Origin of the sequence: Sphingomonas sp. CFBP 13706, assembly GCF_014842355.1 — a bacterium.
GTDB classification, from domain to species: Bacteria; Pseudomonadota; Alphaproteobacteria; order Sphingomonadales; family Sphingomonadaceae; genus Sphingomonas; species Sphingomonas aerolata.
The window spans coordinates 1-22,711 of record NZ_JACYVM010000018.1 but is presented as its reverse complement, the minus strand read 5'-3'; the positions used below and the strand labels follow the sequence as shown (position 1 = coordinate 22,711).

Sequence of the window (22,711 nt, the reverse complement as noted above, 5' to 3'; positions counted from 1 at the left end):
CGATGGGAAGCCGCGCGGGCGGCATCGGCGCTTCTTAGTGCTGGCCTTGATCACGACCGTACTCGCGTTGAGCACGGGTGACCGAGCGACGCTTTCGGTGGCGGCGCCCGGCCTCGCAAAGGATCTCGCGATCGATCCGCTGTCGATGGGTTGGCTCTTCTCAGCATTCTCGTGGAGCTACTTCCTTGCGCAGATACCCGCGGGCTATCTGGTCGATCGCATAGGCTCGCGCATCGCCATCCTGGTGGCCCTCGTCGGCTGGTCGATCGCGACGATCCTGACCAGCGGCGTAGGGTATGTGGCAGCGCCAATCGTCGTGCTTTATGCGCTACGCCTTCTGCTCGGAATCCTGGAGGCACCGGTGACCCCTGCATGTTCGCGGATCATCGCCGCCTGGTTCCCTTCAGACGAACGCGGCGTGGCAGGTGCGATCTTCAATTCGGCGCAGTATCTCTCGCTGGCGGTGTTCACACCCTTGATGGGCTTTCTCTTCCACTACGCCGGATGGCAACACATCTTCACCGTCATGGGCGGTCTGGGGCTGGTCATCGCCATGATCTGGTGGTGGGAGTATCAGGCTCCTGACAGCGACGCACGGCTTTCGCGCGAAGAGTATGACGACATCACTGCGCGGGGCGCGCTGACACAGCTCGGAAGCGCGTCGTCGAAGGTTGATGTGACTCACATGGTTCCGGCGGGGAAAGTAATCCGCAGCCTTCTGTCGAACCGGATGCTGCTAGGGATTTTCTTCGCCCAGTATTGCGTCGCTTCACTGTCGACCTTCTTCATCTCGTGGTTCCCGAGCTACCTCGTCGAGGCCCGGCATTTCTCGATGCTCCAGGCCGGGTTCGTGGCGGCGCTCCCGGCGATCTGCGGATGCCTTGGCGGCGTGTCCGCCGGCTTCTTCTCGGACTGGCTGCTCCGCCGCACGGGCTCGCTGACGATCGCGCGTAAATTGCCAATCACTCTTGGTCTCGGGCTGAGCGCCACCATCATCCTGTGCAACTATACCGCTGCAAATGCCGTCGTGGTCGCGATCATGTGCGCGGCGTTCTTCGGCAAGGGCTTCGGCGCACTCGGTTGGACCGTAATTGCCGATACCGCGCCCAAGGAGGCGATCGGCGTCACGGGCGCGCTTTTCAATGCGGCAGGCAGCGTCGGGGGCATCATCACGCCGATAGCAATTGGAGCGATCGTCAGCCGGACAGGCTCGTATGATGGCGCGCTGATCTATGTCGGGTGCCACGTCCTGGCGGCTGTTGCCGCGTACTGGCTACTCGTAGGGCGGATCGAACGGTATCTACTCGCCGAGCCGAAGGCAGGATAGGGCGTCACGCGTGACGTGCACCTGCCCGCCGATCGAAACACGCCTGCCCCTCACCATCGTTTCAAACAGTTTGTTCGGTCGTTGCCAGTGACCGACACCATGAACGAACGTCCGAAGTTGGGAGGCGGCGAGGGGCACGTGAACGTCCGTTTGTGGGTCGTTTGACGGGTATAGAGCACAAAGGCTTCGCCCTTGCAGTTCTAGGCGGGCAAGCTGTCTCTCGCCTCGTCGAACGCCAACCGGTTGCTCTCGATTTCCGCAATGTTCGTGCCGGCCCAAAATCCGAGTTCGCGGATCGGATCGGCTAATGATCGGCCAAGGGCGGTGAGGGCGTACTCCACCTGAGGCGGCACGGTTGGGTGGACGGTGCGGGCCACCATGCCATCGCGTTCGAGCGCACGCAGCGTGCGGGCGAGCATCTGTTGGCTAATGCCGCCAATGGTGCGCTTAATGTCGTTAAAACGGCGCGGCCGCTCAGTGAGCGTAAGCACGATCATTACGGTCCACTTGTCGCCAATCAGGCTGAGAACACTGCTGAACCGTTTGCATTCAACGTGAATTGGTTCGGGGGTGGTCAGCTCCATGTGACTAGGTCCTGCGAAAATGCCTTCTTGGCGGGGCGCTTGAGGTCACATAGCTGGTCCTGGTCACTTTTCCAGACCGGAGCTGCCCTATGAATATCCTGCACATTGATTCAAGCGCGAGCGACAGCGCTGTCTCGCATACACGCCGCCTCTCCAGTGAACTCGTCGAGCGGCTCAAAACCGCCAATCCCGGCGCAACAATCGTGTACCGCGATCTCGTCGCCAACCAGCTTCCCCACGTGGACATGACGATCCGGCATGCCTGGACGGCCGAGAACACCGGCGACACCAAGCTGGCCGAAACGATGTGCCGGTCAAAGGCGCTGGTTAACGAGCTCAAGGCGGCGGACGTGGTCGTGGTCGGCTCGCCGATGTACAACTTTACGGTGCCCTCGACGTTAAAGGCGTGGGTCGACCATGTAGCGATCGCCGGGCAAACCTTCAGCTACACGGCCGAGGGGCCACGCGGCTTGCTGAACGGCAAGGTCTATCTCGTCCTCTCATCGGGCGGAATTTATTCCGAAGGACCGTTCGCCGCGTACGATCATCTGTCAACTTACCTCGAGGCGATCTTCAACTTTCTTGGCATCCTGGACGTCGAGGTGATCCGAGCGGAGGGCATCGCGTACGGACCGGAGCAGGATCAAGCGGCGATGGCGAACGCCGCTCAGGGAATTGAAGCGATCGTCGCCTGAACAGGTCGGCAGGGAGGTCAGCCTGGGAGATCAAGCCGCGGCTGGCCACCTAATTAGAACTTGGAGTAGACTTGACAGAACGGTCGGGTTTGGAACGCGGTGGGTTCAGTCCGAACGATCGGTATTGGGTCATTCGATGTTTGCCAGTGCGTGAACGCCCTAAAGTCGACCTTCCTTTGATATTTCAGCAATGCGCTCACGGACCGTCTGAAGGCATTCGTCTGCTCTAATACCGATGATAGGCTCATTGCATCGATCGGCAATATCCACGGCTTGCTGAGCGGCTTGCTCTATCAAAGCAAGCTGTTGCAAACGTACTCTTACTTCTGGCATCCTTGTATCTCCGGCACTTTAGCGGATTTCAAAATGTCTTGCGGCATATGCGATCTTTGCCTTCGCGTTTGAGCCTGGTTTTCTAACCACATTCGGGTCTCTGCTCGAAACTCGCTAGGAACTCGTTTGGCGGCCTGATCAGCCATGTCACGAAGTGTTCTCGCTCTCAGAACATCCTTCATTCGCGCGTCGGCTTCCAGCATCACGGCATGGATCCCGCATACGCCTGAGGTCGCCCAAGCAGGGGGCGTTTGACCGTACAGGGGACAGGCATGTCTGACGTTGCGGCAGTCGAAAAGTGCCTTTTGACCATCGACTGCGACCACCACGTCGTAAAACGATATGTCTTCCGCCGGGCGGGCAAGGCGAATGCCGCCTCGCATGCCTTCGGTTGCAACGATAATCCCTGCCTTGTTCAGCTTGGTCATGACGCCTGCCATGAACTTCACCGGCAGCGCGCGCAGGGTAGCCAGATCCTTCGAGCTTGGCGCCGCTGCCTCTTCCGGCAAGTCTATGATGTAAAGCAGGGTATGAAGCGCATACTCAACCGCCGTACTTATATGGCTCAATTGAAACTCCGACTACGTCGGTGGCAGTTATAGCCGCTCGCTAGCTCACGACAACCGTTCAATTTGCCGCGCCTCGAAAAGTCGTCTGGGCTTCGCGCACGCCTCAGCGCGAAGCGCTAGGGTGATGGACGCGCCCGATCGTCACCGCTTCAATCACAGAATTGCTGTGCATTTTGGATGGTTTCTAAAATGTGCTAGAAGGAGTCTGTGTCCGCGGCTAACAGAAATATACGAACTGATCGAGCCAAGTTGAGCTCGCTTAAGGGCGGCAGGACCACAGCATATTCATTTGGAAGGCGCTAAATGCCCGTCGCTCATTGTGTATCTAGTATGACAGGTATCATTTTGGACTTTGACGAGGGATTTTGTCAGCTAGTTCGACGGCGACCAGATCAGCTCGTTGGATTGTCGTATAAGGCCATCACTGCACCTGACGATCTGTTTAAGAGTAGTGAAATGCTTGTAAGTTTGATTAACAAAGCCTCGCCAACGCACATACGCAAGGGATATGTACGTCCGGATGGGAGCGTGATCAAAGCGGATCTGCTGGTGTCAAAGTTCGGTAATGAAGGGCGCTTGATAGCGACACTGTCTTGGACAGAAGGGCCGCAAGAATCGTCGCCGTCAAAGCTTTGGAAAGCCGCGTTGCGGGTCAAGCATATTTATGATGCGCGAATAATAGAGCTTGGAAAGGACCTGTTTAGTGATCATGTCGGACTGATCCTATTGCATATGTATTTGGCAGAAGCAGAAGGTCGAGTGGTCACGGCATCCCAGGTTGCCAAACTCATAAGCCTTCCCGCCCAGTCCATGGACCGTTGGGTAAAGGCACTGACGCAGCGTGGATTGCTGGAGGTCATTGACGATGCTTCGGGGTATATTCAGCTTAGCCAGGATGGTATTTTGAGGCTGGAACGCTTGTTCGCGGCGACATTAGCACCTGAAGCGCTTGCGGTCGAAGAGTCGTAACGACCAAGGAATATTCGTGGGCAACTAAACTACCGTATTCTCTTCTTCAACTGCGAGCTCACGAAGAACCGAATGCAACCTGTCGCCGCTGAGCCGAGACGGATCGAAGTCGCTTGCTGTTGCGACATTTGCGAAACGAGCGGCATTCGCGTCGGATAGGCCTACGAACCCCATCGCCCAATTCGGGAAGCTGCGCTCTGCAATTGGCTCCATCGCAAGGAGGGAGACTTCGCTATGTCGATCATCCTGCTGAATCCTCTCGAACGCGATCTCCACCACGTCAAGCGGCCCCTCAAGCACTTGGGCGAAGCACCCGGCATTGAACATCAAAGCGCCGGTGATGCCGTCCCGCTCATTGTTAACACGGCTAGTTGCGAGGATGTCATCCACCTCTAACGCAAATCTGTTAGCGTCATCCGCTGTAAGGTTGCGGCTGTAATATACCAAACGATAAATGTTAGCGGACATCGCCGTCTCCTTTGCGTTTGATAGTAAGAAATGACTGGACGTCAGCTTGCGCCATTGGCCGTTCAGTAAGGTACCCTTGCACATGGGTACAGTTCTGATCACGTATGCGCTTAAGCTGCTCGGCGGTTTCGACGCCCTCGGCTGTAATTGCCATACCGAGGCTAGTTCCCAGACTGGAAACCGCTCTCAGGATGGCCTCGCTGTCGGGATCGTCGCCAGCAACGAACGAGCGGTCGATCTTGATCTTGTTAAATGGAAATTTCTGAAGGTAGCTCAGCGAGGAATAGCCCGTGCCGAAATCATCCATCGAAATTTTCACACCTAAGGCCCGCAGCGCGTGCAGTGTTGCCAGCACGTTGTCCGTGTCGGCGAGGAGGGCGCCTTCAGTAATCTCAACCTCAAGGCGTTCTGGCTTCAGCCCTGATCTGGCAAGCGCTAACGACACGGACGCGAGCAACGTGTCGGCCTTGAACTGTAGCGGCGAAACGTTGACTGCCACCACGAGATCACCAGGCCAGGCTGCCGCTTCCATACATGCCTTCAGGAGTACCCACTCCCCAATCTTCACGATAAGCCCGTTTTCTTCGGCGACGGCGATGAAGTCGAGCGGGGGCACATTGCCGCGGACAGGATGATGCCAGCGCAATAGTGCTTCAAAGCCCATCACGGTATCGGTCGAGAGATCGAGAAACGGCTGGTAGTGGAGCTCAAACTGCTTGAGCGCTAACGCGCGGCGAAGGTCGATCTCCAACTCACGGCGCTCTTGGAGAAGCGTGTCCATGCCGTGTTCGAAGAAGCGGTAGCGTCCGCGGCCTGCCCGTTTCGCCTCATAAAGTGCCAAATCAGCATTCCGAAGGAGGTCGCGAGGCTGCATCGAACCGACCCCGAGCGCTACACCGACGCTGATGCCGATGTTCACCGTGTGCCCACCGAGCACGTAGGTCCTGCCGATAAGGTCAACCAGACGTTCGGCAAGCAGCTCAGCATCGCGCGGCGAGCGGATCCCACGTTGAAGAATGACGAACTCGTCGCCTCCAAGTCTGGCAACGAGATCGTCCTTGCGCGAGGCTTTGCGCAACCTATCCGCTACCTTCTTAAGTAGCTGGTCGCCGATGCCGTGGCCCAGCGTGTCGTTGATCATTTTGAAACGATCAAGATCGAGGCAAAGCACCGCGACTGGCTCCCCCCCCTCGGCGGTGCCCGGTAATGCACGTTCAAGTGTCGCCATGAAGGTATTGCGTAAGGCTAATCCCGTCAGGTCATCTGTCTTGGCTTCCGTCTTCTCAATGGGAGCTAGGGCAACCGGCCAGAAACTAACGCAGATATTGCCCCCACCTACTGGATTGAGCAGTGCGTCGTATGCTTCGGACTGACGCGTCATGAGCCGCATGCTCGATGGGCCGTCGCCGATCGACGCAGGGCGCAGGTAGTCGGAAAAGATATCGGCCAGTGTCAGCCCGACGATCCAGCCACCAAAACTGGCCGCAGCGGTTGCATTAGCGTAGGTAATTTCACTGTTGGCATCAACGACTAGGATTGGGTGCTGCAACGATTCGAGGATCTGCGTCGATGAGACCATTTCGGCCTCGGAATTCTGCATAACGTGCTGAAACATAATCAATTGCTCCGCTGCCATGGCAGGTTAAAATTTGTTGCAAGCACGGAAATGGGTGGGCGCTACAATCCGTAGCTACTGAGCAAAGCTAGGTGGCAACAGCGCCGGGCGTCCGGCTTTCGCGAATTAAGCAACTTACAGATTGGAAACTCGAACCCTGGTCACAAGCAAGGTACAGGTTCGGCAAGGTATTTGAGGCCAGTACAGCCCGGGAACGCCCTTCTTGCTTCGCAGCGTACAATGCCCCGTCTGCATCGAGCATCAAGGTTGAGAGGTCTGGGCCTGCTTGCGACCGGATCGAGATGCCCACGCTTGCGCTGATTTTCACCACGTTGCCGTTAACCACGAACGACGTGCCGCGTAGCCTGTCGATGAGGCGCTGCGCGGTCTGACGAGCGGTGGTAGGATCCATCTCATTGGCAAGAATGATAAATTCGTCGCCTCCAATCCGTGCAACGGCGTCCATCGTCGGCGTTACTTGTCTCATCAACTGGCTGACCTCGACTAGCAGTTGATCACCAGCCGCATGGCCGAGCGTGTCGTTGATCGTCTTGAAGCCGTCGAGGTCGATATAGAAAAGCGTGGCTCCGCTCTCAGTGCTGTCTGCACGACGAGCAACGACGTCCTCAAGACCGGCACGGTTTAACAGGCCGGTAAGCGTGTCCTGACATGCGCGACGTCCGTTCTCACGCTCTGATCGCATTGTCTGAACAAGCATCGCATTCAGCCGATAGGCGGCATGCGTCATGGCATAGATATACATCGGTATCTGCAGCGCGGTTGCGAGCATGATCAGTTTACCGGATATGACACCAGCCATGGCGCATGGCCCGAGGCTAAGCATGATCATCACCATTACGAGCCGAGGTGCCGAAAAGTTACGAAATGCCACGCCGCCAGTCATTGCTGCAGCGGAGAGCACGACAAGGGTGGCAGCAAGCCAGTCCCCACTTAGAACCGTTATGAAGCAACCATAGCCTACCGATGCGGCCCAACACACCGCCGCCAATATATAGAGATCGATATGAGCTCGTTTGCCGCTCTTCGCGGCGCGAGACCCTTTGACGAGCAGCGGAAGCCGCAGCGTAGCAAGCCCAATCTCCAGCGCAGCCCAGAACAGGAACGCCGGTGTGGGAATTCTAATGGCAACGATCGAGGAGACGAGAATCGTATTGAACACACCGCCCAGGAAGATCGGGAGCGATCCGTACAATCCTTGAACCAGGGATGGGCGGATCTCAGCTGGAACAACTCCAGCACATTCAACCAACCACCGCGTGACTGCCCAACGCGGCAGTACACCATCATCCTGTGGCATCACGATTACTCCCGGATCTCCCCCCGGGAGCTCTCCCTATTAATTGCCGTTTTGGGGTTAAATTTTGGTGAACCCGGCCCGGCGCAGTTAGAGGATTGACCTTACATGACGGGCTGAAAGCAGAGGCGCCTCGGCAAATCTGGACAGGCTGCTGAGTGGAGTTTCGGCCTGAAGGCAGCCAGCATGGCTGCCGAACAGGAGATGAGATGACGAAGCGAACACGCCGGAACCACAGGCCGGCCTTCAAGTCGAAGGTGGCCCTGGCTGCCGTGAAGGGCAAGAAGACGCTGGCCGAGCTGGCGCCGCAGTTCGACGTTCACCCGAACCAGAAGTCCGGTCATGGGTACGCGGCGCTTACCAACTGCGGCGGCCAACGTGGGGTCGCAATTACATCGCAGATCCTCGAACGCATCTCCCTCAGATCACCAAGCACCTAGCCAGATCAAAGGGCGGGCCGATGAATGAGCGTCCAAAGATCGGAGCCGTCTTAGTACCGTTGAATGGCGGCTTGTGGGTCCTTTCGGAAGATGAGGTTTTCAACAGGCGTGCGTCATGCATTCCTAGGAGTTAGCATCGACCGCGCACCTGAACCCGATATGGACCGATGCGGTGTCGACCATTTGCGCCTGCCGCGCTGCTGGCCGATATCGCGCACAGTAATTCGGCGCGCACAGGAACGAGCCGCCTTTCAGAACGCGTCTTGGAATACGGATGTGTGGCTGTTCGGGGTCGTAGCTATCGTCCGGTGCCAGGCAGCACGAGGAGGCGGGACGCGTGTGGCAATCCGTTCGATACCAGTCGCTGGTCCATTCCCAGACGTTGCCGATCATGTCGACCAGACCATAGCCGTTGCTCGGGAAGCTGCCGACGCGGGTGGTGAGATGTCCCTTGGGACGGCGATCGCGGTGCGGGAACTCGCCCATCCAGATATTGGCCATGCGCTTGCCGCCCGGCGCCATCTCATTGCCCCAGGCGTACGTGGCTTTCTCGATACCGCCGCGCGCGGCGCGTTCCCATTCCGCCTCGGTCGGCAGCCGCTTGCCCGCCCAGGCGGCATAAGCGGCCGCATCCTCATGGGCGACGCAGGTGACGGGATGATCAAGGCGGCCGGCGAACACCGTGGTCGCTGCCTCGGGCCGGCGCCACTGTGCGTCCGGGACATAGACCCACCAGTCACCTACGTTCCGAGCGGATGCCCCACCGCGGGGCGCACGGAATACCAGCGCCCCGGGCACGAGCCGATCTGCGCCGACGCCGGGATAGTCCGCTGGATCGAGCGGACGCTCGGCAACCGTTACATAGCCGGTGGCGGCAACGAACCGCGCGAATTGTCGGTTGGTGACCGGATGCCGGTCGATGCGGAACGCGTCGACTTCCACCGGGCGCACCGGACCTTCTTCCGGGTAGTGATCCTCCGCGCCCATCCAGAACACGCCCGACGGCACGGTCATCATCGGATCCGGGTCGGCAATGTCGGTCATCGCGTCTCGCCTTCAAGGTTGCTCGCGCGTCAGAACTTGCCACGCACGCCGATTGCGTAGCGGCGATCGGCAATCCGTTCCTGCCCGATCGGCCCATCGATGAATATCGCCCGCTCGCGATTGGGCTGGTTGGTGAGGTTGACGCCCGAGAAGGTGATTGCGAATTGCGGGTTGATGTCGACCGATACAGTTGCGTTCAACTGGCTGCGTTCGTCCTGGTACAGGGGCAGGTTGTTGGTCAGATCGACCGCCTCGACGCGCAGAAACGGGTCGCGAAAGGTGTAGCGGACGCGCGCATTGATACCGTATTTCTCGTAGAACAGCGTCAGGTTATAGTTATTTTTCGAAAGGTCGCGCAGCGGCAGCTCGAATTGCTGGGCGACCCCGCCTGTCGCGAACCCCGGCACGGTGAACGTCGTCTCGCGCTTGCCGTCCTGATAGGTGTAGTTGGCGATGATCCCCAGGCCGTCTAGTCCTTCGGGCAGATAGGTGAAGCTGTGCTGGAAATTGACCTCCAGCCCCTTGAGCGTCGCGCCGCCTGCATTGACGGGCTGGTTGATGCCGACGCATTCGCCGACCGCTCCGGATTGGTCGATCGACACCGGGTTGAAAATCCCCGTTGCGCAGTTGTTCGGATCGAACGGCCCGCGCGCCGGATTGATCAGCGTGGGTGCGACCGCGACCGTCGTTACCAGGTTCTGGTACTTCTTGTAAAAGCCGCCGATCGACAACAGGCTGTTCCGATCGAAGTACCACTCGACCGCGGCGTCATATTGATCGACCGTCTGCGGTCGCAGATTGGGGTTGCCGGCGCTGACATAGACGTCGAGCAGCGGGAACTGCACGGTCGGCGACAACTGGCCGAAGTCCGGCCGCCGCAGCGAGCGGCCATAGGACGCCCGCATCAGCACCGACTGAACTGGCTCGGCGGTCAGGACCGCGTTGGGGAGCCAGTAGGTATAATTCTGCCGAACATCGAGGTCGCCTGCGACGCCGTTCGCCAGCGTGACGCCCGATGCCGTCTGGCTGGTGCGTACGACGCGCACGCCGGCGTTGCCGCGCAGGCCGATAGAGCCGATCTGCGTGTCGAGATTCACGCGCAGATAGCCCGCGTAGCTCTCTTCCTTCACGCGGAAACGCGCGCTCAGATCCTCGGGCGGCACGGCCGCCAGCCCCAGCGCCTGGCGGACGTCGCCGGGGTTCCGGGTCAGCAGGCCCGACGGCACGACGAAGCCACCCAGATACTGGTCGCCGGTAAAGTTGAAGAAGTCGGTCGGGGCTGTCGCATACAAGTCCGGCCGGCTGGCGGCGGTGATGCCGGGGAACTGGCGCGACGCCTGGGTCGTGCGACGGCGGCGGGAATCAGTCTGGTTGAACCGCGCGCCGGCCTGGATCGATCGGATCGGGCCGAGATCGGCCTTCCATTCCAGGTCCAGCCGCTGGGCATTCTCGATGTTGCGGAAATAGCTGGCGTTGTCGCGGCCGATGAACGTCTGGTAATAGGCGGGGTTGCCGATGTTCGCGAACAACGGGCTCGACGTATCCGGAGCGAAGAACAGGTCTTTGCCGGTGATATCGAACAGGAAGGGCGGGCTGATCCGGCCGTTGGCGTTGCCGAAATTGGTGCTCGCCGGACTGTTGTACTGGCTGACCAGCTGAAAATTGGCGTCCGTCGTGTCGGATCCGGCGCGGCTTGCCTCCGCCTTGATCGTCAGGTCGCCGAATTCCCATTCGGCGCCGCCGGCGGCAAGATAGGACCGGGTGTCGCGCAACGGGCTGTTGTTCTGTGGCCGAAACTGGGTGCCGCCGATCTTGCCGCTGACCAGCTGGTCATAGCTGAAGCCGCTCGCGTCGCGGCTTTCGATCACGCGGTCGCCGGGGAATGCCAGCTCGGCGACATCGGCGGTCTGCTGGATGAACACGCCGGCCTCGTTGCCGACGATTCGCTGGTCGACATAGGTACCGTCGAGGAACAGCTTCAGGTTGCTGGCCGCCTGCCATTCGACTGAGCCGCTGGCCGATGCGTTGCGGCGATCCCGGGTCGAGAAGAATTGCTGTGCATAATTGGGCCGCAGATAGGGGTCGGCGGTGCCATCCCCGTCGAGGTCGACCCCGGTGCGCGCGGCATAGCGTACGTTGAGCACATCCTCGCGAACCGACTGTTCGCCATAGGCCCCTGAGACGACGACCCCGATGTCACCGATGCCGGTTTCGAACGTACGCCCAAACACGGCGGACACGCGCGGATTGAACGCGTCGGCATTCTCCGCATATTCCATGTCCGCGCGAATCGAGGCGATCGGCTTGCGCAGGCCCAGCCCGCGATAGGTGCGCAGGTCGACGATGCCGCCGACCGACCCTTCGATCTGATCGGCGGTCGCGACCTTGGTCACGCTGACCGAGGCGATCAGTTCGGCGGGTAGGTCGTCGAAGCTGATGCCGCCGCGCGCATCGCCCGACGGGGTGGTCGCGCGCCCGTTGATCAAAACGAGGTTCTGGTTCGACCCGCGGATCGACACGTTGCTGCCGACACCCTGCGAACGGTCGATCTGCACGCCGCTGACATTCTCCAGCACTTCGGCCAGGTTCTGGTCGGGAAGCTTGCCGACGTCCTGCGCATTGATGACGTCGACGATCGTGTCCGACGCGCGCTTTTCGTTGATGGCGCTGGCCAGGCTGGCCCGGATACCGGTGACGACGATTTCGGCTTCGGCGGCCGGCTGCTGCTGCGCGGCGACTGTTGCCTCCTGTGCGAACGCCGGACCGGCGATCAGCGCCGATACCGCCGCGCCTGTCCCCATTGCAGCCCGCAAACGGCGTTTCAGTGTCGAACCACTCATGATGACATCCCCCTTATCCACCGGCTGTTCGCCGTATGCTGGGGAGGCCCATACCGTGGTCGAACCGCTATGACAATATTGTCATTGCGTTCGCCGGCCGCCTTCTGTCTTGGTTGCGTCGGTTAGATCGGCTTCTTTACCGTTGCGCAGCCAGCGCTGGGGAAACTGGGCTGCGGTGGATCCATCGCGACGGCGGAAGGTAGATCCTTCGCCAAGGCGTTCGGTAAAGTTCACGTGATGACCGCCGCCGCGTGCATTCAGCTGCCCGAACAAGTCGCGGCGCATCGCCGTTACGACTGGCTGCAGATCCTTTGACGCGATCAGGTTCCGGGTTTCCTGCGGATCGGCCTGAATGTCGTAAAGCTCCTCGGTGTCCCAGACGCCGTGATACTGGATCAGCTTGTACCGGTCCCCGCGCAGCGCGAAGGTGGTGGGGGTCTGCGGATAGTTATATTCCCAGTAATATTCGTAAAGCAGCGAACTTCGCCACGGGCGGGCAGGGGCTTGCCCTTCAAGCTGCGGTACGAAGCTCGCGCCGGAGAATTGCGCGGGGCGCGCGACGCCGGCCAGATCGAGGATCGTCGGCGCGATGTCCAGATTGGCGACCATGTCCGTCACCGTCTTGCCGCGCTGGATCACACCCGGGCCGTAGGCGATCAGCGGAACGCGCATCGATTCCTCATACGCGTTGCGCTTGTCGATCAGCCCATGTTCGCCGAACATGAACCCATTGTCGCCCATGAACATGACGACGGTATTGTCGAGCAGCCCGTTCTTGCGGAGATGGTCGAGCAATCGGCCGGTGGATTCATCAACAGCGGCCAGCGTCTGATGATATCGGCGTTTGTATTCCTTGATATCGAGTGTTGAATGATAGGGAAAATCGACGCCATGCCAGCTGTTGCGCTGGTCATGCACCCAACGGGGCTTGCCGTCGCTGTCTGGTGACTTTGTCTCGTCATACGTTGCCGGCAAGGCGATCGGAGTATTCCTGTACAACTCTTTGTGCCGCGTCGCCGGTTGGAAATCGGCATGCAGCGCCTTGTGCGAAAGGTACAGGAAGAACGGTTTCTTTGCGTCGCGCTGCTTAAGCCAGTCGAGCGCGTAATTAGTCAATTCGTCGGTGATATAGCCCTTTTGCGGTACGTGCCGCCCATCGACGTTCAACTGTGCGGTGCTGCCATCAGCCAGTCTTGGCCAATAGACACCCTGACCTTCGAAACTCACCCAGCGATCGAAGCCGGGGCGCGGGTCGTCGTTCAGTGCGCCCATATGCCATTTGCCGAAGAACGCGGTTTGATACCCCGCTTTCTGCAGATATTGCGGGAAGTAGATCTGGCCGCTCTCGTCGCCGGCATTGTTGTCGACGATGCCGTGGTCGTGCATGTACTCGCCGGTCAGGATGGTCGCCCGACTGGGCGAACATAGCGATGACGTGACGAAGGCGTTCTTCAGATGGACGCCGTCCCGTGCCATTCGGTCGAGCACCGGGGTGCGGATCTCGCGGTTCATGAACCCGAGTTCGTCGTAACGCTGATCATCCGTCAGGATAAAAATTATGTTCGGATGGCGCGCCGCCGGTGCTTCTTTCGCGGCGCGTACCACCGCCGGTCCTGATGGGCGAGCATGGGCCGGCACGTGGATCATCGCCAGCACTAAAATACTTGCGCTGCGCATCGTGCGCCAAGTGCATGTACCGGATTTCATACGCCGTCCCCCCGCTCAAGCATTGACCGATGCGTGTCTGCCCCGCATCCCTAACAGGCCAATTCGTATTCGACAATATTGTCGGTGCAAGTAGAGGAATCGGGGTACCGTGACGCAGTCCAGTCGACCAAAGCGGTCAACCCTTGCGGACATTGCCGCGGCTGCGGGCGTGTCGATCAAGACGGCATCGCGCGTCATTCGTCACGAGCCAGTGGCGGCGGCAACCCGGGAGCGGGTAGAACGCGCGGTGGCGGAACTGGGATACCGACCGATCACCGCGCCACGTAGCGCGGCCAGCGATCGTTCGTACCTGATCGGCCTGCTCCACTTTCCGCCGATTGCGACGTTCGTGTCCGGCCTGATCATGGGTGCCAGTGAACGCGCTCGGCAGGAAGGATATCATCTTGTCGTTGAGGCATGCTCGGTCGGAACATCTGACGAGCGCGCGAGATGGGTACGGCAACTGGTCATTCAGTCCAACCTTGATGCCATGATCCTGGCTCCGCCGCTGGGTGACGATCCTGTTATCTTGGCGACGCTGGCCGAACTGGCGCTACCGACATGCAGCATCGCGCCGGGTGACATCTCCCCCAACTATCCTTCGGTCGCGATCGACGATCGCAGCGCGGCACGGGAGGTCACAGAGCGGCTGCTGAAATGGGGGCACCGCCACGTGGCATTCCTGACTGGCGCGGGGGGGCGCACCACGACAACCCGCCGCCTCGCCGGTTTTCGAGATGCCGTCGCCAAATTCCCTGAAGCACGTGCGACGGTGGTCGAGGGCGATTACAAATTTCGCTCGGGGTTTGAGGCAGGGCAGGAATTGCTGTCAGGCAAGGATGTGCCAACCGCCGTATTTGCCAGCAACGACGAAATGGCGGCAGGTATCCTGGTGGCCGCGCACAAGCTGGGGCTGGCAATGCCGAGCCAGTTGTCGGTATTCGGGTTCGACGACGATGTAATCGCCAACGCGGTATGGCCGGCTTTGTCCACTGTGCGCCAGCCGGTTCACGAAATGGGTAGCGCCGCGATCGCGCTATTGGTCGAAGGATCGCTTAGGCCCTCCGCGGGAGCCGGTGACGTGCCCTTGCACCAGCAAATCCCGTATGAGATCATTGAGAGAGAGACCAGCGGTCCGGCGCCAAATCCGTGACCAAAGCATGGCAAGGCTGTGACGCCGTTCGCCCCTATCGTCGCGCCTATCTCGGCTGGCACGGTCTTGCATGGGCCGGTGCGACGATCGCCTATCAGCCATTTCTTTCGTTCCTGCTGCCACTCAAGATCATCGGGATCGGCGGGCATCCCGATCCGATATTGCTCAGTAAGGCGGTCCTTCTGGGCGGGGTGACTGCGGGGTTTGCCAATTTAGGTTGGGGGCTCGTCGGCGACCGTGTCGTGGCGCGGGGCGGCGGGCGGCGATGGTTGATCTTAGCGGGACTGGTTGGGGTTCTACTTAGCTATGTCATGCTTGCACTGGCCAGCACGCCTACGGGATTGCTCTTGGCGCTTTTCGGCTTTCAACTCGTGCTGAACCTCTTGTTGTCGGCGCTGGTCGCAACCGCGGCGGACGAGGTGCCTGTTCATGACAAGGGACTGTTAGGGGGCGTACTGTGCATCGGCGCGCCCGCCGGGGCACTGGTCAGCGTGGTCACTACGTTGCCTGGCATGTCGGTTGAGCGCGGACTGCTTTGGATCGCGGCCATGATCACGATACTTGTTTTACCCTACGCTCTTCAACAACGGTACCCGGTGCAGAGGGGGCCTCAGCAATCGCCAACGACTGTGGGGGAACCCGCCGAAGCGCAAAGTTTCATGGTGTTATGGCTGGTCCGCTTGCTCTTACAAATTGCGAGCAAGGCAGTCTTTTTCTTTCTCATCTATTATTTTGCTGAAACTGTTGGGCAAGTCCTGCCAGCCGCGATCGCGCAACTGACTTTGATCGCCGCCCTCATCGCACCGCCCGCCGCGTTGTTCCTGGGGCGAGTGTCCGACCAGTACGGCTGCCACCGCGTGGTGCTGTTGGCAATGATCGCCGTCATGGCGAGCGGGTTGGTAATCATGGCGATACAAAGCGACTTGGTATCTGCAGTATTAGGATACCTCGTGTTCGCAAGCTCCGCAGCGATCAGTCTCTCGCTTCACTCGGGATATTCGATGCTCCGGCTACCTGTCGGGTTGGCCAGCGGGAAAGGACTAGGTTTGCTGAATCTCGCAAACACGTTACCGGCGGTTGCGGTTGCCGCTCTTGGCACGGCCATAGTGCCCCAGCATGGATATAGAACGCTATGCTGGATCCTTGCCGGTGCGGTAGTGGTGGCGGGCAGTTTCTTGATCCCGCGCAAATCCTGAGGCAGATCGGCCTTCTATGGTAACAGCTTGGAACCGATAGCGGACAGCGAGGCGGCGGTCTGCTCGAGTGCTTAGCGTCACGGCGTCAACCTGAACGGGCGTCTGATTTCAAGGAGGGAACAAGACTTCCTAAGCGTCTGTTTGTGGGTCTATTTAGCCGTGAAGCCGCCGTTCTGCTTATTCTTGTAGATCTGAATTTCCGAGGTTCCCGCTATTCGTCGTCTGAGTAAAGCCCTGAAAACCTTCCGTCCTTAAGTCCACCAATAAGCCAAGTCTGCGGCGTGCCTTTCTCAAACTTCACCACGTAAGTCTCCTCGCGGCCGCCCGCCAGATCCGCTTTCAGGAGAGTCAGTTTCTTGATCGGTCCCTTTTTTGTCAGCGGAGGACCCATTTTAGATATCTGCTGTTTGCACGCCTGAGAAGTTTTGGCTGCATCATGTCCGAGGGGCAGGTACCGGTAGCCGTTCTAGTTAAGATCGTCCTCAGTGCAGCAGAGTAATTACCCTGCGCAGCGGCGACAGGTGCTGACATTGCAAGTACCGCGCCAGCAAACAGAAACGGGAAGGTATAATTCATTACCAGTCCCCCATTGATCTTGCATATTTTCTAATGTCTCAAAGGGGCGGTGGCCATAGCAAAAGCGCGGTGTTGGGGGATTGGTAGCTGACGGCTCGCTTGGTTGTGCCAGCCCGGCGAGCCTTATTGCAGTGACACTCAGCGGATTGCCCTTGTTCCGTTTTAGCACTGGCGCTTCCTGCGTGCTGCTGTTCTGGGGTGGGTTCATCCTGCCGCATCTGCCCGGCGCGACCGTCGGCGATTTGTCTGGATTAGCTGTCGCGACGTGTGGACTGGATTTCGGTCGTCCGCTGGCCTCAGCATCGCTCGCAGATGATCGAGCACAAGCCAGCTGCGGCTAGACACAGAAACGCAAGGCCGATAATAAGTGTTATGTTAAATCAAACGCTTATCTGCATTTTTGACACCGTGGTTAGCTTAAAGTTCGGGCCGAGGGCAACCGACTTTGCATGTTGGGCATTCTCGTGTGCCGCACTCCCGAGGACGCCCTGGTGCAATTTAAGATCGCGCTGCTGAAGCAGCAGCATGACGAAATCCTGTCAGCCGTTGCCGAGCTCACCAAACTGTTTGCGGGCTCTTTCGAGGACGCTGTACCGCAGCTCGGAACTGCACGTACAACGCTAGCCCGACTGATTGCAAAGCACCTCAAGACCGAAGAGGAAGAGTTGCATGCGCCCTTGCGGGCGCGCAGGCTTACGACACAGATCCCAGCTTTCGCCGATATCGCCGCGGAAACGCGTGATCTTCGCTTGGCATATTCTGCCCATATCGGCGACTGGCATGCTCGAGCCGTTCAAGCCGATTGGTCAGGATATACCGCCAGCGCACGCCGGCTTCATGCTGCACTCGAACGGCTAACCAGGCGTGAGGAAGAAGAGATTTACCCAGCTGCGCAGCGGCTCTTGTCCGAGTTGCGCTAACGCCCTCACGCGCTGAAACGATAATGGGGCCGGAACCGATAGCAGCGGTCCCGACCCCGTCGATCGAAGGATCCCCCGTCGAAACGGTAGATAGACAGGCTCAACGCATTAGCGACGATTCCGGTCCACCACCCCCGTTATACGGTTCATCCTCAATTTTCCATGAACGAGCCGTTCCGGCCGTTCCACTCGCCATACGGCACACCACCCGAAGGACTTCACCCGAAGGACGTCAACCCCGAAGGGACATCAACATGACCGTCATTGCACTTTCGGCTCGCCGCAGCTCGCTCGCGTCATTCGAGAACGTTTACGCCGTCGCCATTCAGCTTCGCGAGAATACCGGGGTCAACCAGTTCGTGGTCCGCACCGACAATCCCATCCAGCCCTTCCGCGTCTCCCGGTGCCGGCCACATCACCCGGAGAGTCTTCTTGCCCTGGTCGCCTGACCGGGCGTCGATTGTCAGCCTGCGCTCGATACATTGGTTATGATCTGCGCAGCCGTGCAGCCTTCACACAGTTCAGCGTTCGTCGCGTACAGCACCGGTAGCTTCTGCTCACGCATCACGTTGCACATCCGGCCACGACGATACGTCAAGCTCTGCAGCCAGGCCAACTCGGTGATCGCCTGCTCGATCGGCGTGTCGTACAGCAGATACCAAAGGCGCATCTGGTACGGGTTCTTGTCGCGCAGGATCTCCTCGATATCCTTGTAGCCTTCTCCGTATCCCGTCGTGTTGCGAACGTCGCTCGCGAGCGCGGTAAACGCCTCCTGCAACTCCGTGATCGCGAGATAGGCAACGTCGAGGCCGATGCCGACCGTGGCGCCTGCAAGCACTCTGCGATCGACCGATATCTGCGGATCGCCGTTGTCGTCCTTCATTGTTGTTCAGCACGTTGAGCAGCGGCAGGTCGTAATCGTACCCCCGCATCATGTCCTGGACCTTCATCATATTCTCCTTCGGGTGAGGCCTCGGACTTGCTCCGACCGTCACGCGCCTGGTTTCATGGCCGCATGACGAACATTGACAATTCCGCCACCTGCGGCAATGTCTGTACGTCACGACAAACAAGGTCAACCAGAAATGCAAACTTTTTCCAGTCGCGACTTTAATCGCGAACCGGGGCGCATAAAGCGCGCTGCCGTGGACGGTCCCGTCATCATCACCGAGCGCGGTCGGCCGATCATCGCGGTGATGCCGTTTGCTGAATATGAGCGGCTAAAGGCACCCCCCGGCAACATCCTCGACGCGCTGGACATGGACGAGGTCGGCGATATCGAGGTCGACTTCACGCGACCGCAATCCTTCCCGCGGCCGGCAGTATTCGACTGATGTACCTACTCGATACCAACGTCCTCTCCGAACTGCGCAAGCGCCGCAGCGGAAAGATCAATCCAGCTGTGGAAGCATGGGCGAGCAGCGTCGATCAAGCCGACATGTACCTTTCAGTCATTACGATCATGGAAGTCGAGCTCGGCATTGCGCTACTCGAACGACGCGATTCTAGACAGGCGGGCGTGCTACGGCTCTGGCTTCACGGGAAGGTTATGCCGGCGTTTACCGGTCGCGTCCTGCCTGTGGACACGGCGATCGCGGTGCGCTGCGCGCGGCTGCACGTCCCGGAAACCAAAAGCGAGCGCGACGCGTGGATCGCGGCAACGGGGCTCGCGCACGATCTGACGGTTGTTACCAGGAACCTCGCCGACTTTGCGGGAACCGGCGTGACACTCCTTGACCCCTGGACCTTCGCCGACTGAGCAACACGACGTCGATATGCGCAAAATCAAAAGGTTGCGACGCAGATCCAGCGCACGATTTCGGAATCGTTCATCATACCCCGTCTAATCTCGATCAAGGTATTGGAGGTTGGATGACTGATGCACTTCCGGACTCCCCTTCTGCCAATCGGCAGCCGGTGGATGTCCCGCTGAACCTGATGGAGATGGCGCTCGCCCTGCTGGATCGCGAAGACCAAGGCGGAAGCGTTTCGGCGTTTCTCCTTCAGGAGGCGATCGAGGCCCGGTCCACTCAATAAGGGGACCGGCAAGAGGATGTTCGGAATCGTACGCTAAGCGCTCCGACCGTCCCGATTGGGATCGAGTTTCGGGAAAGTACCTACTGATCTATCCAGCCGGTAAGCTGCCGCTTACCGCTCCCTCTCGGTCATAACATGCCGATGTTATGCAGCCATTGCTTGACCTGTCCGGGCCATTCCCGCGAAATCGGATCAGCCGTGGGCCGCATTCCGAAAGCGTGCCCCCCCTTGGCATAAAGCCGCATATCAACCGGCACCCCGGCATCACTGAGTGCCAAGGCATAGGCCATAGGTTGCCGGATTGGGTCCGTAGGGTCGTTCATTGCGTGAAGGATAAACGTGGGCGGTGCTTTCGGGCTGATTGTCACCCATGGCTTGAGTTCGAGGCTGTTCCTGCCCTTGCTGTCGTTCAGCATACGCGCCGTGTAGGCGACGATCGCAAAGTCTGGCCGGGGCGATTGCTGGTCAGCCGCATCCGTCAGCGGATAGGTGCGCTCATCCGTGTTGCTCATGTTCGCTGCCAAATAAGCACCCGCTGAAAAGCCGATTACACCGACTTTATGCGGATCGAACCCGTGGGATGCTGCCTGCTCCCTCAAAAGCCCCATCGCCCGCTGTGCGTCCTCCAAACCCAACAGCACCTTCGGCCGCTGGCCCTGAGGCCACGCTTGCGGCACCCGATATTTCAGCACCGCACAGGTCATACCTTGTTGCACCACCCACTCGCAGATTTCGGTGCCCTCTAAATCAGTCGCTATGACCTCAAATCCGCCGCCCGGCAGGACCAGTATTGCGGTGCCGACATTACGCCCTTTCGGTCGATAGAGGGTCATTGTGGGCCGGGTGACATAGCTCGCCCAATGCCATTTACTTCCTCCCACAAGTCCCGTCCCATTACCGGTCCCCTCAGGCCGATCGCCGGAGTCCGGTTTGGCGAGAGGCGTGCTCGCAGGCCAGAGCGGCGCCTGAACCCCCTCCTCAGGGGCCTGCCATGTGCCCGCCCGCTCATTTTTGGCGAGAACAACCTTGGCAGGCAAATTGTCGGCCTTGCTGATCTGCCCGTAGGCCGTACCGGCGATGCTGATTGCAAGGAGAGAGGGCACGACGAACCGGAACCGCGACAAACCATATCTCCTGCTTTGAGGAAGCAACCTTCCTGTGGGATCAGGCGATTGCAGAAGTGGAGGTTAGCGGGCCAAGCTCATCGCGCAACTGGTCGCTCCCCGAATGGGAAGGGCATGGGGATGGCCGGGACATTCTCATTGGGATCGAAAAATGAGAACGTGACGGGGTTTTCGCAACTCATATGTGGTGATTAGACGGTACATGAAAGCGGGGGATGCTAGGGCATGAAGACGATTGGCCTGATCGGTGGCATGAGCTGGGAAAGTTCTGCCGAATACTACCGCATTATCAACGAGGGCGTGCGAGACCGGCTCGGCCCGACCGCATCTGCCCGCTGCCTCCTGTGGTCGTACAATTTCGCGGAAATCGAGGATTTGCAGCACAAGGGCGATTGGCTGGGTCTGACGACGCGGATGATCGATGCGGCACGACGCCTCGAAGCGGCGGGGGCGGACATGCTGCTAATCTGCACCAACGCCATGCACCGCATGGCGACCGACGTTCAGGCCGCGGTAGATATTCCCCTGCTCCATATCGCCGATCCTACGGCCGAACGCATCAAGGCGGCCGGCTTTAAGAAGGTCGGACTGCTCGGCACCGCGTTTACGATGGAACACGCCTTCTACAAGGGAAGGCTTACCGCCCAGCATGGTCTCAACGTCGTCGTGCCGGACGACGATGACCGCGCTACCGTTCATCGTATCATTTATGAGGAGTTGGTTGCTGGTAAGATCTCGCCGGCATCGCGGGAAGCTTACCGCGCGGTCATTGCCCGCCTCGTTGAGAGCGGAGCGCAGGCCGTGATCTTGGGATGCACCGAAATCATGCTGCTGGTTCGGCCGGAAGACAGCCAGGTGCCGATCTTCAACACAACCGCCCTCCATGCGGCAGCGGCGATCGATATGGCTCTGGCTAGCTGACCGCGCGCTCCCCGGAATGATGAAATCTCAGGAATGCATACTTGAGGGGGGAGCGATCTACCGCATCGCCTTTCGATCGTAATCGTCCGAAGCGAACGATTTCCAGCGGGAGAACCCGGGATCACTGAACGCCCGATCCGAGCAATGTTTACCTGCGGAAGATACTTCTGCCGGGTACTTTTTTATAGCCTCAACAACACCTTGAGCCTCACCAAGACGCTCTCGTTTTATCTTTGAGAAGTACCAGGTCTGAAGCACATAAAGCCCCTTTCTGGCGGTAGCATTGGCTCCAAGCTGGTCGGCGTTCCTTTGCAATGTCCGGATCACAACAGCGCAGTGTAGATCGTCTGAAGGATTGATCGCAGAAGCGCTAGCAGACGCACAGCCCGCTAAAACGAGCAGCGTCGCCCCTAAATAAGCCTTGTTCATACCTGCTCCTGATCTATCGCCCCTTGAGGTAGCGCGTGAACGGTAAATGCTTGATTGCTTGGCAAACGTAATTGCCGGAGGCCCTGACAAAGGTGCAGATATCAGGAATTCATGTCAGGTCGCGAAGCGGAATGTCGCGGGCATTCCCGAAACTCTATCTAATTTTGGGAATTGCAGCCGATTGATCGTTGACGTAGCATCGTCACGTTCTCGGGAGTCTTTCGAAATGATCCAGCGTCACCGCTAAAGCGGCAAAGCATACGCCAGCGGAGTAATCCGCCGACTGGACTCTGTTTTCGAGAACATCATGCAAAGACTGAATAACAAGACGTGCGTCGTCACCGGCGCTGCGCGTGGTATCGGCCGCGCAATCGCAGCACGCTTCCATAATGAAGGTGCGGTCGTCATCGTCACCGACATCGATGAAGCAACGGGAGCGGCAACAGCGG

General features: G+C 59.2%; 24 protein-coding genes and 1 pseudogene. 13 read left to right on the top strand and 12 right to left on the bottom strand.

The genetic code is table 11. The features are described 5' to 3' along the window. Positions 1–37: 37 nt before the first annotated feature. Positions 38–1,327: an MFS transporter gene (locus IFS44_RS19385; RefSeq protein WP_342366501.1), complete on the top strand. Its 1,290-nt coding sequence runs from the start codon at positions 38–40 to the stop codon at positions 1,325–1,327. Between the two features lie 200 nt (positions 1,328–1,527). Here the strand turns inward: IFS44_RS19385 and IFS44_RS19380 are convergent, their stop codons facing one another. After that, on the bottom strand, positions 1,528–1,911 hold the full coding sequence (locus tag IFS44_RS19380; RefSeq protein WP_192099707.1) for a winged helix-turn-helix transcriptional regulator: 384 nt from the start codon (positions 1,909–1,911) through the stop codon (positions 1,528–1,530). Between the two features lie 89 nt (positions 1,912–2,000). On the opposite strand from IFS44_RS19380, the gene IFS44_RS19375 reads away from it, so the two are divergent. Next, entirely contained in the window at positions 2,001–2,606 is a 606-nt protein-coding gene (locus tag IFS44_RS19375) for an FMN-dependent NADH-azoreductase (protein WP_192099706.1), read from the top strand. A gap of 320 nt (positions 2,607–2,926) precedes the next feature. On the opposite strand, the gene IFS44_RS19370 is transcribed toward IFS44_RS19375, so the two are convergent. Next, positions 2,927–3,508 (bottom strand): RrF2 family transcriptional regulator, encoded by a 582-nt coding sequence (locus IFS44_RS19370; RefSeq protein WP_192099705.1) that lies wholly within the window; start codon positions 3,506–3,508, stop codon positions 2,927–2,929. 330 nt (positions 3,509–3,838) lie between these two features. On the opposite strand from IFS44_RS19370, the gene IFS44_RS19365 reads away from it, so the two are divergent. Next, positions 3,839–4,477 (top strand): PAS domain S-box protein, encoded by a 639-nt coding sequence (locus IFS44_RS19365; RefSeq protein WP_192099704.1) that lies wholly within the window; start codon positions 3,839–3,841, stop codon positions 4,475–4,477. Between the two features lie 24 nt (positions 4,478–4,501). On the opposite strand, the gene IFS44_RS19360 is transcribed toward IFS44_RS19365, so the two are convergent. From IFS44_RS19360 to IFS44_RS19350, 3 genes are all read right to left on the bottom strand, one after another. Then, positions 4,502–4,945, bottom strand: coding sequence for a BLUF domain-containing protein (locus IFS44_RS19360; protein ID WP_192099703.1), 444 nt, complete (start codon positions 4,943–4,945; stop codon positions 4,502–4,504). Beyond that, a complete protein-coding gene (locus tag IFS44_RS19355; RefSeq protein ID WP_192099702.1) occupies positions 4,935–6,581 on the bottom strand; it encodes a putative bifunctional diguanylate cyclase/phosphodiesterase in 1,647 nt (548 codons plus the stop codon). Before IFS44_RS19355 ends, IFS44_RS19360 begins: the two co-directional genes overlap by 11 nt. Positions 6,582–6,648: 67 nt before the next feature. Next, positions 6,649–7,878, bottom strand: coding sequence for a GGDEF domain-containing protein (locus IFS44_RS19350; RefSeq protein WP_192099701.1), 1,230 nt, complete (start codon positions 7,876–7,878; stop codon positions 6,649–6,651). Positions 7,879–8,084: 206 nt separating this feature from the next. Here IFS44_RS19350 and IFS44_RS19345 point away from each other — a divergent pair. After that, a pseudogene (locus IFS44_RS19345) lies at positions 8,085–8,207 on the top strand (IS3 family transposase); the annotation flags it as partial. A 231-nt stretch (positions 8,208–8,438) separates the two neighbouring features. Here IFS44_RS19345 and IFS44_RS19340 read toward each other — a convergent pair. From IFS44_RS19340 to IFS44_RS19330, 3 genes are all read right to left on the bottom strand, one after another. Next, positions 8,439–9,359, bottom strand: a complete 921-nt coding sequence (locus IFS44_RS19340; RefSeq protein WP_244650453.1) for a formylglycine-generating enzyme family protein — start codon at positions 9,357–9,359, stop codon at positions 8,439–8,441. Between the two features lie 29 nt (positions 9,360–9,388). Beyond that, the gene (locus IFS44_RS19335; protein ID WP_192099700.1) at positions 9,389–12,199 is read right to left on the bottom strand and encodes a TonB-dependent receptor; all 2,811 of its coding nucleotides are present in this window, start codon (positions 12,197–12,199) and stop codon (positions 9,389–9,391) included. Between the two features lie 81 nt (positions 12,200–12,280). After that, on the bottom strand, positions 12,281–13,876 hold the full coding sequence (locus tag IFS44_RS19330; protein WP_206757879.1) for a sulfatase family protein: 1,596 nt from the start codon (positions 13,874–13,876) through the stop codon (positions 12,281–12,283). 139 nt (positions 13,877–14,015) lie between these two features. Between IFS44_RS19330 and IFS44_RS19325 the strand changes: the two genes are divergently transcribed. Together IFS44_RS19325 and IFS44_RS19320 are read left to right on the top strand one after the other, a co-directional pair. Then, positions 14,016–15,059 carry a LacI family DNA-binding transcriptional regulator gene (locus tag IFS44_RS19325; RefSeq protein ID WP_082451767.1) on the top strand — a complete coding sequence of 348 codons (1,044 nt, stop codon included), beginning with the start codon at positions 14,016–14,018 and terminating at the stop codon, positions 15,057–15,059. Next, complete coding sequence (locus IFS44_RS19320; RefSeq protein WP_192099699.1) at positions 15,056–16,255, top strand: hypothetical protein; 1,200 nt, start codon at positions 15,056–15,058, stop codon at positions 16,253–16,255. Before IFS44_RS19325 ends, IFS44_RS19320 begins: the two co-directional genes overlap by 4 nt. Positions 16,256–16,466: 211 nt before the next feature. On the opposite strand, the gene IFS44_RS21955 is transcribed toward IFS44_RS19320, so the two are convergent. Further along, positions 16,467–16,646, bottom strand: a complete 180-nt coding sequence (locus IFS44_RS21955; protein WP_206757878.1) for a hypothetical protein — start codon at positions 16,644–16,646, stop codon at positions 16,467–16,469. Between the two features lie 634 nt (positions 16,647–17,280). On the opposite strand from IFS44_RS21955, the gene IFS44_RS19315 reads away from it, so the two are divergent. Continuing rightward, the gene (locus IFS44_RS19315) at positions 17,281–17,751 is read left to right on the top strand and encodes a hypothetical protein (protein WP_206757877.1); all 471 of its coding nucleotides are present in this window, start codon (positions 17,281–17,283) and stop codon (positions 17,749–17,751) included. A gap of 254 nt (positions 17,752–18,005) precedes the next feature. Further along, positions 18,006–18,200 (top strand): hypothetical protein, encoded by a 195-nt coding sequence (locus IFS44_RS19310; RefSeq protein ID WP_192099697.1) that lies wholly within the window; start codon positions 18,006–18,008, stop codon positions 18,198–18,200. A gap of 14 nt (positions 18,201–18,214) precedes the next feature. On the opposite strand, the gene IFS44_RS19305 is transcribed toward IFS44_RS19310, so the two are convergent. Further along, the gene (locus IFS44_RS19305) at positions 18,215–18,634 is read right to left on the bottom strand and encodes a hypothetical protein (RefSeq protein WP_192099696.1); all 420 of its coding nucleotides are present in this window, start codon (positions 18,632–18,634) and stop codon (positions 18,215–18,217) included. Positions 18,635–18,800: 166 nt separating this feature from the next. Between IFS44_RS19305 and IFS44_RS19300 the strand changes: the two genes are divergently transcribed. The 3 genes from IFS44_RS19300 to IFS44_RS19290 all read left to right on the top strand — a co-directional run bounded on the left by IFS44_RS19300 (position 18,801) and on the right by IFS44_RS19290 (position 19,788). Beyond that, complete coding sequence (locus tag IFS44_RS19300; protein ID WP_206757876.1) at positions 18,801–19,085, top strand: type II toxin-antitoxin system prevent-host-death family antitoxin; 285 nt, start codon at positions 18,801–18,803, stop codon at positions 19,083–19,085. Next, positions 19,085–19,510: a type II toxin-antitoxin system VapC family toxin gene (locus IFS44_RS19295; RefSeq protein ID WP_192099695.1), complete on the top strand. Its 426-nt coding sequence runs from the start codon at positions 19,085–19,087 to the stop codon at positions 19,508–19,510. The genes IFS44_RS19300 and IFS44_RS19295 overlap by 1 nt, the downstream gene beginning before the upstream one ends. 113 nt (positions 19,511–19,623) lie before the next feature. Continuing rightward, entirely contained in the window at positions 19,624–19,788 is a 165-nt protein-coding gene (locus tag IFS44_RS19290) for a hypothetical protein (protein ID WP_192099694.1), read from the top strand. Between the two features lie 128 nt (positions 19,789–19,916). On the opposite strand, the gene IFS44_RS19285 is transcribed toward IFS44_RS19290, so the two are convergent. Then, the gene (locus IFS44_RS19285) at positions 19,917–20,912 is read right to left on the bottom strand and encodes an alpha/beta hydrolase (protein ID WP_192099693.1); all 996 of its coding nucleotides are present in this window, start codon (positions 20,910–20,912) and stop codon (positions 19,917–19,919) included. A 225-nt stretch (positions 20,913–21,137) separates the two neighbouring features. On the opposite strand from IFS44_RS19285, the gene IFS44_RS19280 reads away from it, so the two are divergent. Next, positions 21,138–21,833: an aspartate/glutamate racemase family protein gene (locus tag IFS44_RS19280; RefSeq protein WP_192099692.1), complete on the top strand. Its 696-nt coding sequence runs from the start codon at positions 21,138–21,140 to the stop codon at positions 21,831–21,833. 57 nt (positions 21,834–21,890) lie between these two features. On the opposite strand, the gene IFS44_RS19275 is transcribed toward IFS44_RS19280, so the two are convergent. Beyond that, positions 21,891–22,262, bottom strand: coding sequence for a hypothetical protein (locus tag IFS44_RS19275; RefSeq protein ID WP_192099691.1), 372 nt, complete (start codon positions 22,260–22,262; stop codon positions 21,891–21,893). Positions 22,263–22,569: 307 nt separating this feature from the next. On the opposite strand from IFS44_RS19275, the gene IFS44_RS19270 reads away from it, so the two are divergent. Then, a partial coding sequence (locus IFS44_RS19270) for an SDR family NAD(P)-dependent oxidoreductase (protein ID WP_192099690.1) occupies positions 22,570–22,711 on the top strand: 142 nt, incomplete at its 3' end.